The sequence below is a fragment of the Pseudomonas sp. NKUCC02_KPG genome, assembly GCF_019345465.1.
Taxonomy (GTDB): Bacteria; Pseudomonadota; Gammaproteobacteria; order Pseudomonadales; family Pseudomonadaceae; genus Aquipseudomonas.
Genome location: NZ_JAHKRC010000006.1, coordinates 289,425 through 301,833, shown reverse-complemented (window position 1 = coordinate 301,833; position 12,409 = coordinate 289,425). Strand labels below are relative to the sequence as shown.

Genomic DNA, 12,409 nt, shown 5'->3' with positions numbered 1-12,409 from the left:
CGGGGCGCATCCATGATTCATACCTGTAATTCAGATTCAACATTTCAGAATACTTGGAATTGCGCAGATAGCCCTGCTCCTGGACTTTTCCTGGATAGAACAATTGCGTATCTCGGTTTCGCGATGAACCCGCAGAGTTATCTAGTCAGGAATTTAGCCAAGCCGCCGGTAAGAATTTGGCATATTTCTGATATGACTTTAAGAAATGTCCTACGGCGCGCCTGAAACTCTTGCAATAAGATGTTCGGCTGACTAAAAGGAGCGGTATATATGGCTAATCATGGTTACATGACGATCACCGGCAAGGCTCAAGGACTTATTTCAGCAGGTTGTTCAACCCAGGAATCTATTGGCAATAAATGTCAGACCGGTTATGCCGACGAAATTATGGTGTTGTCTTACACCCACAACATGATCAACATTGGAAATATCGATAAGCCAACACACAGCCCAATTCTTATCACCAAAAATGTTGACAAATCATCTCCACTGTTAGCTCAAGCACTCTCATCCAGAGAGGAAATAAACTGCACAATCAGTTTTTATCGAGTGTCCTCTTTTGGCCTGCAGGAAAAATTCTATTCTGTTTCGATCACAGGCGGAATTATAGCCAACCTGACACTTGAAATGCCCCACGCTATTTTGGAGCACGACGCCGAGCCACAAGAACATGTAGCAATCCGTTACCGAGACATCACGTGGATCCACCACGTTGCTGGTACCAGTGGATATAGCACGTGGGGAAATAACGAATGAAACCAACACCCGAAAGTTGCATGCCTGGTAGCTGTGACTATTGGATGGTCAGTGCCGCAGCTGGAAAACTTGGAAGCCAAGCCAGTACATTAGGCGTAAGACACATTAAAGACGGCACGCTGCGTTTACAATTCAACCGCGAAGTCGCTTATTATGCCAAAAGCATTGTTGATGATGTTTCACAGGGTAAAAAAAGCCCTGAGCAGGGTCTACTGGAACTCAAAAACGAACAGAGTAGCCTGCTGAGCCAGTCATTTGAGATTGCTCAAAAAGGCGTGGGAGCTATTGCCGGGGCATTTCAAATCGCAACAGGAGCAGGCATCTGCTACGGTTCAGCCGGTACGTTGTGCCTATTAGTAGGTGTCCCCTTGATCGCACATGGCGCTAATAACCTCTATGAGAACGGACGTAACCTTATAAAAAACCGTTCTGACACCCGAGGTCCTATCAGGAAAGTTTATCAGGAGGGTGCCGAGCTACTCGGTGGCGGCGCATTTGAAGGAAATATGGCTTATGGCACTGTTGATTTAGGACTTTCTGCATATGGCGTCGTGAGAATGGCATTAAAGCCAGATGCTTGGCGCCTGTTTAGATATATCAACACTGATTATATAAGGGCGTATAAGACAATGGGCAGTAGCGCACTTGCATTTGAAGGGGTTAGTGATAGCGTTACAGGCAGATCAATGTACATGGAGTACAAGGCTAATGATAAATAGCACTGTAACGTCAGTCGTGTATCTAGTGCTCTCTTTGGCGGTACTCACTTCCTTATATTTTCTATCGAGATTTTATTCTGGCGAACGGTTCAAATGGAGATGGTTTTTTATATGCTTATCTCTGACTATCTTCTTCGGGTCATTTCATATGAGTACCGTTAAATATGGATATGATCTTATTTTTCCTGCACTAAAACCTATCCTTCAAAATAATGATGCAGTTGGATGGATCGCATTTGTAAGTATTTTCCTGCACACATGCTGTGTTCCCACTCAATACGAGCCTAAGCGCTGGTTTTCACGAAAGAAAACTCACATCTGATCAGTCCCGCTCAGAGTAACCGTTCCACGTCAGCTGGGCTTGCCGTAACGCCTATTAGATTTCAGACCCACATTCCACAATGATTGGAATTCAACGTGGATTATCGAACAGGAGAGACTGAGTATATTGGCTCCTCCCGGCGCTTCGAAGCGCTCCACTTCAGAGGCCTCCATGAGTATTCTTTTTTCGCCCTTCACGCTTTGCGGTCTTACGTTGAAAAATCGCGTCGTCATGGCTCCGATGACTCGCGCGCGTGCGCTAAATGACATTCCCGATGACTTGACAGTGCTTTACTACCGCCAGCGAGCTGGCGCCGGCCTTATCGTCAGTGAAGGTGTTCCTGTTTCTATTCAGGGACGGGGCTATCTCTTCAACCCCGGTCTTTACAATCAGGAACAGGTTGAGGGATGGAAGCGCGTAACCCGGGCAGTCCATGAAGAAGGCGGTAAAATTTTCGCCCAACTCTGGCACGTGGGCCGTGTGTCCCATACGACGTTACAGCCAGACGGCGGGGCGCCTGTTTCATCGAGCCATAAACACGCGGCCAACTCCCTGGCCTATGCCTACAACGAGGAATATGAGCCAGGTCCGATCCAGGCCAGTGTTCCGCGAGCGCTGTCTACAGAGGAAATCCCGGGCATCACGAATGACTTTGTCCAGGCTGCTCGCAAAGCGATGGAAGCCGGTTTCGATGGCGTCGAAATTCATGGCGCTAACGGGTATTTGTTCGAACAGTTCATCAACCCAACGGTCAACGATCGCACAGACCATTACGGCGGTTCGATTCAGAACAGAATCCGTTTGCTGCTGGAAACCATCGATGCGGTTGCCCAGGAGGTAGGCCGCGCCAAAGTAGGTGTGCGTATTTCTCCATTTGGCCGTCTCTTCGACATGGCTCCGTTCGACGATGAGGCCCAAACCTGGGTTGAAGTCGCCCGCGAGGTTCAACAGCGGGATATCGCCTACGTCCATTTGAGCGATCAGTTGACCATTGGTGCGGAGGGCATGCCTGACGGATTTGCGAGGAGTTTTCGTGAAACATTCCGGAGTACGTTGATCGCTGCTGGCGGCTTTGATCGCGAGTCTGCAGAACGTGCCCTTGAATCCGGGGAGCTGGATTTAATCGCTTTCGGTCGCCCGTTCATTGCAAACCCCGACCTGGTGGAGCGAATGAAGAACGGCTGGCCCCTCGCAACACCTGATCGATCAACGTTCTACGGCAACAGCGGTAAAAAAGGCTATGTCGATTACCCAGTGTATGAATCTGTCGAATAGTCACGATTCATGATGCATGCGGGACAACAGTTCTCGGGTTTCATCCGGGAAGTGTTGCCCCGCATCTGGCAGGGTGTCTCCATCGGATACACCTAGTCGGGCCTGAAAATGATTGGATCCCGCTGGGCCAGTGCCAACAGTTCATCAACGATCATTCTGATCTTCGGTTGAATGTACCGTGTTCGTGGCCAGATCACATGGATGGGCATCTCGGCGCCAGCGTAACGTTCAAGAACAGGAACCAGTGCACCCTGTTCGATTGAGTCCTGAACCAGCCAGGTGGGGAGTTGGGCGAGTCCTCCGCCTGCGAGGGTGATCTTCAGCATCATCTCACCGTCCCCTATCTCATGTTTGACGCGCACCTCTTGCTCAAATGTCTGGCCATTTTCATCAATCAACATCCAGGTTTTCCGGGTGCCGTTACGCCAGCCTACGATGCAGTCATGTTGCAGAAGGTCGTTTCGATTTTGAGGTGCTGCGTGTCTGGCCAGGTAGTCTGGCGTTGCACAGATCAACAAGCATTGGCTGCCCAGTTTTCGAGCCACTATGTCCCCATCGTCTTTCAAGGTTCCGATTCTCACCACGAGATCGATGCCATCGTTGACGATATCCACCAGCCGCTCACTGAAGCTGACCGACAGATCGAGCTTTTGGTATCGAACAGACATATCGATCAGGGTAGGCAGGATGTGACGTCGGCCAAAGGTCGCAGGCAGATCAACCCGCAGGCGACCGATGGGTTCTTGCTGTCCTGTAGTCAGCAGGCCCTGGGTTTCAGCCAGTTCGTCCATCACCCGCAAGCAGCTCGCCAGGTAGGTTTCTCCTTCTTGAGTGAGCGTCAAACGGCGGGTTGTACGATGCAACAGCTTGACCCCCAGTCGCGCTTCCAGGCGGCTCACGCTTTTTCCCACTGCGGAGCTGGTCACGCCAAGTTCAAGCCCGGCGGCTGTAAAACTGAGTAGCTGTGCGGCGGCTACGAACTCCCGAATACCGTCAAAGGTGTTGTCCGTCATTATGGAGTCCAGTTCTGTAATACATGGGATTTAACCCGTTTTATCGTCCGATCATACACAGATAATGCCTTTGCTAACGCAGTCAGCTGCCTGCCGGCCAGACGACTTCCAGGCGGGTGTGGGTAATGCGCCATTCGCCGTCGATACGTGTGTACTCATCCGCGTAGATACCAAGCAGCAACAACGGGTTAGGGTCAGGTTTTGAGGCCGTTTCGAAGTCGATCAAGTAGCAGCGGCCTTGTGCGGTATCCGGCCCCGTGAGCTGGACCCAGTGGTTGGTGATCGCATGCATGAAGGGATAATTTTCTCGATGATCTCGATCGTACAATTTGAACGCGTCATTGAGACCTGACTGTATAGCCTCGATACCCTCCATCTTGCCGACAGTGACCTCCACTACCGCATCTGCGGAGAAGACCTGGTCGAGTGCGGCAATGTTATTGCCGTCGAGCAAGTGCGCGTAGAGCGTTCTAAGGCTGCGGATTTGTTCGCGGTCTAACAGTTCTTTGAGATAGATGTCCATGATCAGAAGCCTCTGTCGTTAATGAATGGTTTGCGCCTGCCGGGTCATCCAAACCGGCAAACAGTATTGCTGCCACTCTAGACAGAGTTCGAATGGAAGATAATCCAGGTTCTATTCCAATCATTTAATCCCTTAAGGATGAAATGATTGATTATGTGCCGGCCTTTGGTAAATTCGGCCAGCAAACAGCATGCATCGCACGTAGCATCCTCTTCTGGGCTTCAGATTCGGAAATCTTCATGGCAAAAAAACCAGCAGCACCCGCTACCGAGCGATCGATCACAGCACCCAAGAAGGGGGCCAGCCTTACCTTGATCGATGTTGCCAAGGTTGCCGGCGTTTCGCCCATGACTGTTTCAAGGGCACTGCATCGACCGGAATTGGTCACCGAACAGACGCGAGACAAAGTGCGTGAAGCCGTGCGACAGACCGGGTACGTCTCGAACATGCTGGCGGGTGGGCTGGCGAGCAATAAAAGCCGACTGGTGGCGATTTTCCTGCCGACCATTGCCAACTCGATTTTTGCCGACACCGTGCAGGCACTGATGGATCGCTTGACTCAAGCGGGCTACCAGACCTTGCTGGGTTTGACGGGCTACTCTGCCGAAGAAGAAGAAAGGCTGCTCGAAGCGGTGCTCGGGCGGCGCCCGGATGGCATTGTCCTGACCGGCACACTCCATACCGAGTCCAGCCGTTTGCGGCTGGCGCAGGCGGGCATCCCGCTGGTTGAGGCGTGGGACCTGAGTGAAGATCCTCTGGACATGCTCATCGGTTTCTCCCACGAAAAGGTGGGGGAGGAGACCGCACGCCATTTGGTCAAGAAGGGCTATAAGCGTTTCTCCGTGGTCACAATCAGTGACCCCCGTGGCCTGCGCCGTTGCAACAGTCTGATTGGCGAACTGAAACGCCTGGGTATTGAACAAGTGCCTATGGAAGTCTTGGCGCCACCCGCCACACTTGAAGTCGGCAGGGAAGGGCTGCGACGCCTGCTTGGGCGCCCAGTGCAGCCGGATATCGTGGTGTGCAGCTCGGATACTGTTGCGCAAGGGGTGCTGGCTGAAGCCGCCAGTCGCGGGATGCAGGTGCCTGCTGATCTTGCGGTCATGGGCTTCGGGGATTTGAGCAGTGCGGCTCAGGTTTACCCGGCATTGTCGACCGTCAGCGTCGATGGCAAGAAGATTGGCCTGCAGGTGGCGCAAGCGCTGCTGGAGCGCTTTGAACACCCACTGGGCAGCCATGACCCCGTACGAATCGATACCGGTTTCACCCTCATCGATCGCGCCAGCACCTGAACCCGGAATGTGCATATTTTGATTAAGGTCACTGTTGAATGATTGCGCAATCAGTGTAATATCCGCCCAAGGCCCTACTGGACAGGGCCTTTTTCCAGTCTATGGATGATTGCGCAATCATTGCTCAATCACCACGCTATCAGGAGCTGTAAGGGCAACGCAGATTCAACGCTGTACTCACAATAAGGAAAATAATAGTGATCAACCCTACGCAATCGGTAGCGAAGACAAATGTCCGCTATCTCATCCTGGTGATGATCTTCATCGTCACCGTATTCAACTATGTTGACCGGGCCACGCTGTCTATCGCGGCCCCAAGCATGCGCGCAGACCTCGGTTTTGATGCCATGACCATGGGTATCGCCTTTTCGGCCTTCGGCTGGGCGTATACCTCGATGCAACTGCCTGGCGGCATCATCCTCGACCGGTTCGGCTCACGCCTTGTCCTGGGGCTGAGCCTGATCATCTGGTCGCTGTTCACCTTCCTGCAAGGCTACGTTGACCTGTTCAGTTCGGCGTTTCTCGCGCTGTTTGTATTGCGCTTCATGATGGGCGTGGCGGAAGCGCCGGCGTTTCCGGCAAACAACCGTCTGACCGTGATGTGGTTCCCGCGCAATGAGCGGGGCCTGGCGACGGCGGTGTTCCAGTCTGCGCAGTATTTTGCCCTGGCCGTGTTCACGCCATTGATGGTCTGGCTGGTCAGCACCTGGGGTTGGCAGCACGTGTTCTGGGTGACGGGGGGCGCCGGTATCCTGATTGGCTTCCTGTGGTTCCGCATGGTTCAGGAGCCGCGTAAAGACAAGCGCGCCAACCAGGCTGAAATCGACTACATCGAAGCCGGGGGTGGCTTGCCAACCATCGGTGACGTGAAAACACCGTTCAGCTGGAAGCGCATGAAGGCCATCGGTGGCAACCGAATGATGGCGGGGATCTACCTGGGGCAGTTTTGCCTGACATCGATTACCTGGTTCTTCCTGACCTGGTTCCCCACTTACCTGATCGAAGCCAAAGGCATGACCATGCTCAAGGTCGGCCTGGTCGCGGCCATTCCACCGATCGCCGGCTGCCTGGGCGGCATGATTGGCGGTGTGTGGTCGGACTGGATGTTGCGCAAAGGCTTCAGCCTCACCGCCGCACGAAAGACGCCGATCATCTGTGGCCTGTTGCTCTCCAGCAGCATCATGGTCGCCAACTACACCCAATCGATCACATTGGTCATCCTCGTGATGTCGGTTGCCTTCTTTGCCAAGGGCGTGGGCAACCTGGGCTGGTGCATCGTTGGAGACGTCTCTCCGGCGAAGGCGATGGGGGTCAGCGGCGCGATGTTCAACTTCTGCGGCAACCTGGCCAGCATCGTCACGCCCATTGCCATCGGGGTAATGATCAACCAGCTGGGCTCTTTCGATGTGGCGCTGATGTATGTCGCGGCCATGGGGTTGCTGGGCGCGTTTTCCTATCTGTTTATCGTCGGGCCCCTCAAGCGCCTGCAACTGGATGACTGTCAGGAATCGCCAGCCACTGCTGTTGATGACACGCCAGTAACGTCTTCCTCACACCTTCGTACCTGATCTCTTTTCACCCTCAAGGAGAGCGCCATGCTCGCACAACCACATCCAGTCAAATCCTCCGACGATGATCGCATTGCCTGGGTTCGGGTATCTTCGGTCATTCTGCCGCTTGCCAACCCCATCAGTGATGCCAAGGTGCTGACCGGTCGGCAAAAGCCGATGACAGAGATCGCCATCCTGTTTGCTGAAATCGAAACGGTCGATGGTCACAGCGGCCTTGGCTTCAGTTACTCCAAACGGGCAGGGGGGCCAGGCCAGTTTGCCCACGCCAAGGAAATCGCACCGGCCCTGATTGGCGAGAACCCGAGTGACATTTCCAAACTGTGGACCAAGCTGTGCTGGGCGGGCGCGTCGGTCGGGCGCAGCGGCATGTCGACCCAGGCCATTGGTGCCTTCGACGTGGCGCTCTGGGATTTGAAAGCCAAGCGCGCCAATCTGTCACTGGCCCGATTGCTTGGCGCCCAACGTGATTCGGTGCGTTGCTACAACACCTCGGGTGGTTTTCTTCATACTCCGCTTGAACAATTGATGAAGAACACCGACCTGTCCCGTGAGAAAGGCATCGGCGGGATCAAGCTAAAAGTCGGGCAGCCGGACTGTGCGCTCGACATCAAGCGCGTCAGTACGGTCCGCAAGCACCTGGGTGAGCATTTCCCCCTGATGGTTGATGCCAACCAGCAATGGGATCGGCCGACGGCCCAGCGCATGTGCCGTCAGTTTGAAGAGTACAACCTGATCTGGATCGAAGAACCGCTGGACTGCTATGACGCCGAAGGTCATGCCGCGTTGGCACAACAATTCGATACGCCGATCGCCACCGGTGAAATGCTCACCAGCGTTGCCGAGCATGCCGAATTCATCAAACTGCGCGGTGCGGACTTCTTGATGCCCGATGCACCACGGGTAGGCGGTATTACGCCGTACCTGAAGGTTGCTTCAATGGCCGAGCAGGCGGGACTCATGTTGGCACCGCACTTCGCCATGGAGTTGCATGTACACCTGGCGGCGGCCTATCCGACCGAGCCTTGGGTGGAACATTTTGAATGGCTGGAGCCGCTGTTCAACGAACGCCTGGAAACCCGCGACGGCCGGATGATGGTACCGACCCGCCCGGGCCTGGGGCTGACGCTGAGCGAGCAGGTGAAACCGTGGACCGCTCAAACCTGCGAGGTCGGCGCACGGCCCTGATTGACGCAAACCCGGGTGGCGTTTGCCACTTAACGTAAGCGCCAGTGCTGCGATCAACCGCAGCACTGGCGATTTACCTCGCGCCCAAAGGCGCTACTCACCCCAACCTTCGCGCACTGCCCGGCGTATGGCTTCGAGCAACATGGCAAACGCGGGGTTGTCGTTATTTTCTCGCCAAATCAGGTGCAATTCACTTTGCACCCCTTCGCCCAGATCGATATCGCGAAAAATCACGTTCTTGAACACCACACTGCTTGCACAGCGCGGCACCAGGGCCAAGCCCATCCCGGCATTGACCAGCGCCAGAATGGTGAGCGATGAACCGAGCCATTGCACGTACTCCGGTGCCACGCGAGCTGATCGCAGCATGCCGGTCAGCAGTTCGTTGAACGGTGGATACGCTGCGTGGGAATACATCAGGAAGGGCTGGGCATCCAAGTCTTTGACTGAGATATCGCTGGCCTGGGCTAACGGGTGATGCCGGGGCAGCGCCAGCACAAAGGGTTCGCGAACAAGGCACTCGGTGGCGTAACCGGGCTCCAGCAGCGGTGCCCGGGCGATGCCCAGATCGACTCGGCGTGCGCGCAACGCTTCATGCTGTTGGTAGGTGTTCATCTCTGAGAGGTCAATTTTGACCTGGGGTTGCTTGAGCCTGGCTTCGGCAATGACCTTTGGCAAAAACTCATACACCGCGCTGCCTACAAAACTGATGTTGACCGAACCGATATCACCCTCTGCGAAGCGTCGGGCGTTGGTCGCCGCTTGCTGGGCACGCTCCAGCAGGTTTTGTGCTTCGATGAAAAAAGCCCGGCCCGCTGCGGTCAGGGCCACGCTGCGGGTGGTGCGGGTAAACAGTTCCACGCCCAGGTGGTGCTCCAGCAATTGAATCTGCCGACTGAGGGGCGGCTGGGTCATGTTCAACCGTTCAGCAGCGCGCCGAAAGTTGAGTTCTGTGGCCACCGTGGTGAAGCAGCGCAGCTGGGTCAGTTCGAACATTGATCTAATCCTGGTATCAATCGAATGCCAAGTTAGATTAGACGGGAACAATGTGCGCGTCCATCATCGGGCTGTCCCTAAAAAAACAATGATTGGGAGTTGCCCCTTTGAATACCCTTCACCCGATGCCTGACGCCACGGTACTTGCCCGGGCCGCGTCCAAGGTAAAGCGTCATGTTCTGCCCTTGTTTGTGGTGATGTTCATCGTCAACTACATCGATCGGGTCAATATTGGCTTTGTTCGCAGTCATTTGGAAACCGATCTGGGCATTGGCGCCGCCGCTTATGGTCTGGGAGCCGGGTTGTTCTTCATTGGTTACGCGATCTTCGAAGTGCCGTCCAATATGCTGCTGCAGCGCTACGGTGCAAGAGCCTGGTTGACCCGCATCATGTTCACGTGGGGCGCGGCGGCAATGGCGATGGCTTTTGTGCGCGGTGAAACCAGTTTCTATGTGCTGCGCTTTATTCTGGGCGCGGCAGAGGCGGGCTTCTTCCCGGGGATCATCTACTACTTCACTCAGTGGTTGCCGTCGACTGAGCGGGGTAAGGCGATGGCGATCTTCCTCAGCGGCTCGGCGATTGCCTCGGTGATCTCCGGCCCGGTGTCCGGTGCCCTGTTACACGTAAGTGGTTTTAGCCTGCACGGCTGGCAATGGATGTTCCTGATAGAAGGTTTTGCCTCGATTGTTCTCTGCGCGTTCGTCTGGTTCTGGCTGCAATCCCATCCTCGTGATGCGAAATGGTTGAGCGAAGAAGAGAAGGGCGCATTGATCAACGCGATTGCTCTGGAGCAACAAGCCCGTGAGGCGGTGCTGACGGTCAAGCCTTCGATGTTAAGGCTGCTGGCCGACAAGCAGATCGCCTTGTTTTGCTTTATCTACTTCTCCATTGCCCTGACCATTTATGGCGCGACATTCTGGCTGCCCAGCATGATCAAAAAGATGGGCAGTTTTGATGATTTCCAGGTTGGGCTGTTCAACTCGATTCCGTGGTTGATTTCCATTGTTGCCATGTATGGCTTTGCCGGAATGGCCAGCAAATGGAAACACCAGCAGGCTTGGGTCGCGCTGACGCTGGTGATTGCCTCGCTCGGTATGTTCATGTCGACTACTGGCGGCCCTGTGTTCGCCTTTATCTCCATCTGTTTCGCCGCGATTGGTTTCAAGGCAGCTTCAGCGCTGTTCTGGCCGATTCCTCAGGGCTATCTGGACGCACGTATTGCGGCGGCTGTCATCGCGTTGATCAACTCCATCGGTAATCTTGGCGGGTTCGTTGCTCCTACCGCGTTCGGCTTTCTGGAGCAAACCACGGGCTCTATCGAAGGTGGTCTGTACGGGCTTGCAGCCACATCGCTCCTGGCGGCGGTGGTGATATTTTTTGTTCGCACGACGCCGGCTGGCCAAGCTCAATCCACTGCTACTCACAACACCTTGAAAATCGACCCTGCGGGAGCCGCTTCTTGAAAATCACACGAGTGACCGTCACCCCCATCGCCTTCCGTGATCCACCGTTGCTCAATGCCAGCGGTATTCACGAACCCTATGCCCTGCGCTCCATCATCGAAATAGAGAGCGACAATGGCTATATCGGCCTCGGTGAAAGCTATGGCGACGCCCCTGCGCTGGCGATCCAGCAGCAGTTGCAGGCGCAATTGATAGGCCTTGACCCGTTCAACCTGAATCAGTTGCGGGCAATCGTCCGGGCTACCGTGGCAGCCCACGCACCGCAGAGTATTGCTGGCGCGGAGCTGGCGCCCGGCTCTCACGCGAGCAAGGCCGTCAGCAATGCTTACTCGGCGTTCGAAGTCGCGTTTCTGGACCTGCAAGCGCGCTCCTTGAATGTACCCCTGGTGGATTTGCTGGGTGGCGCAGTGCGCGATGAAATCCCGTTCAGCGCCTACCTGTTTTTCAAGTACGCGCAGCATGTGGATTCGCCTTACCAACCTGACGCTTGGGGCGAGGCGCTGAACGAGGAACAGATCGTCGCCCAGGCACGAAGAATGATTGAGGCTTACGGCTTCAAGAGCATCAAGCTCAAGGCCGGGACTCTACCCCCTGAGCACGAAGTGTCATGCATCAAAGCCCTGAAGAAAGCCTTCCCGGGCTACCCGTTACGCATTGACCCCAATGGTAACTGGTCTCTGGAAACCTCAATCCGGATGGCGCAGTTGTTGGGTGACGACCTGCAATATTACGAAGATCCAACCCCTGGTCTGGAGGGTATGTCCGAGCTGCACAGACTCACTGGTTTGCCGTTGGCAACGAACATGGTCGTCACCGACTTTGACGAGTTCCGGCGCAGCGTTGCCCTCGACAGCGTGCAAATTGTTTTGGCCGATCATCATTACTGGGGCGGCCTGCGGGATACTCAGCACCTGGCCAAGATGTGCCAGACATTTGGTGTTGGCGTATCCATGCATTCCAACTCACACCTGGGTATCAGCCTGATGGCCATGGCCCATGTTGCCGCGTCAGTGCCCAACCTGGACTATGCCTGCGACACTCACTATCCGTGGCAAGAGCCTGATGAAGAGGTGGTCAAAGGCGGAAAGATACCCATCGTTGATGGTTGCGTGAGAATCACTCGCGCGCCGGGACTGGGGCTTGAGCTGGATTATGAGCAATTGGCAAAGTTGAATGATCTGTACCTCACTTGCGGCATTCGACAGCGCGATGATGTGAAACAAATGCAGCGGTACAAGCCTGACTGGCAAGCGCTAAAACCTCGGTTCTGAGTACTTTGCGTGGTGGGTTGCCC

At 54.9% G+C, this 12,409-nt stretch carries 11 protein-coding genes; 8 read left to right on the top strand and 3 right to left on the bottom strand.

Features of this window, described 5'->3' with window-relative positions; all coding sequences use genetic code 11:
- Positions 1–270 precede the first annotated feature (270 nt).
- From KO536_RS10890 to KO536_RS10880, 3 genes are all read left to right on the top strand, one after another.
- On the top strand, positions 271–756 hold the full coding sequence (locus KO536_RS10890; protein WP_019822546.1) for an Hcp family type VI secretion system effector: 486 nt from the start codon (positions 271–273) through the stop codon (positions 754–756).
- Entirely contained in the window at positions 753–1,475 is a 723-nt protein-coding gene (locus tag KO536_RS10885) for a DUF4225 domain-containing protein (RefSeq protein WP_257622881.1), read from the top strand. The genes KO536_RS10890 and KO536_RS10885 overlap by 4 nt, the downstream gene beginning before the upstream one ends.
- 493 nt (positions 1,476–1,968) lie before the next feature.
- Positions 1,969–3,072, top strand: a complete 1,104-nt coding sequence (locus KO536_RS10880) for an alkene reductase (RefSeq protein ID WP_219261918.1) — start codon at positions 1,969–1,971, stop codon at positions 3,070–3,072.
- A gap of 92 nt (positions 3,073–3,164) precedes the next feature.
- Here the strand turns inward: KO536_RS10880 and KO536_RS10875 are convergent, their stop codons facing one another.
- Both KO536_RS10875 and KO536_RS10870 read right to left on the bottom strand, forming a co-directional pair.
- The gene (locus tag KO536_RS10875; RefSeq protein ID WP_219261917.1) at positions 3,165–4,085 is read right to left on the bottom strand and encodes a LysR family transcriptional regulator; all 921 of its coding nucleotides are present in this window, start codon (positions 4,083–4,085) and stop codon (positions 3,165–3,167) included.
- Between the two features lie 82 nt (positions 4,086–4,167).
- A complete protein-coding gene (locus KO536_RS10870) occupies positions 4,168–4,608 on the bottom strand; it encodes a nuclear transport factor 2 family protein (protein WP_133079474.1) in 441 nt (146 codons plus the stop codon).
- 239 nt (positions 4,609–4,847) lie between these two features.
- Between KO536_RS10870 and KO536_RS10865 the strand changes: the two genes are divergently transcribed.
- The 3 genes from KO536_RS10865 to KO536_RS10855 all read left to right on the top strand — a co-directional run bounded on the left by KO536_RS10865 (position 4,848) and on the right by KO536_RS10855 (position 8,656).
- Positions 4,848–5,900, top strand: a complete 1,053-nt coding sequence (locus tag KO536_RS10865) for a LacI family DNA-binding transcriptional regulator (protein ID WP_219261916.1) — start codon at positions 4,848–4,850, stop codon at positions 5,898–5,900.
- A 254-nt stretch (positions 5,901–6,154) separates the two neighbouring features.
- Positions 6,155–7,468, top strand: coding sequence for an MFS transporter (locus KO536_RS10860; RefSeq protein ID WP_133079492.1), 1,314 nt, complete (start codon positions 6,155–6,157; stop codon positions 7,466–7,468).
- A 27-nt stretch (positions 7,469–7,495) separates the two neighbouring features.
- Positions 7,496–8,656 carry a mandelate racemase/muconate lactonizing enzyme family protein gene (locus KO536_RS10855; protein WP_133079475.1) on the top strand — a complete coding sequence of 387 codons (1,161 nt, stop codon included), beginning with the start codon at positions 7,496–7,498 and terminating at the stop codon, positions 8,654–8,656.
- A gap of 93 nt (positions 8,657–8,749) precedes the next feature.
- Here KO536_RS10855 and KO536_RS10850 read toward each other — a convergent pair whose 3' ends face one another.
- On the bottom strand, positions 8,750–9,652 hold the full coding sequence (locus KO536_RS10850) for a LysR family transcriptional regulator (protein WP_019822571.1): 903 nt from the start codon (positions 9,650–9,652) through the stop codon (positions 8,750–8,752).
- A 107-nt stretch (positions 9,653–9,759) separates the two neighbouring features.
- Here KO536_RS10850 and KO536_RS10845 point away from each other — a divergent pair, with 107 nt between their 5' ends.
- On the top strand, positions 9,760–11,115 hold the full coding sequence (locus KO536_RS10845; RefSeq protein ID WP_019822572.1) for an MFS transporter: 1,356 nt from the start codon (positions 9,760–9,762) through the stop codon (positions 11,113–11,115).
- Entirely contained in the window at positions 11,112–12,386 is a 1,275-nt protein-coding gene (locus tag KO536_RS10840; protein WP_219261914.1) for a glucarate dehydratase family protein, read from the top strand. Before KO536_RS10845 ends, KO536_RS10840 begins: the two co-directional genes overlap by 4 nt.
- Positions 12,387–12,409 lie beyond the last annotated feature (23 nt).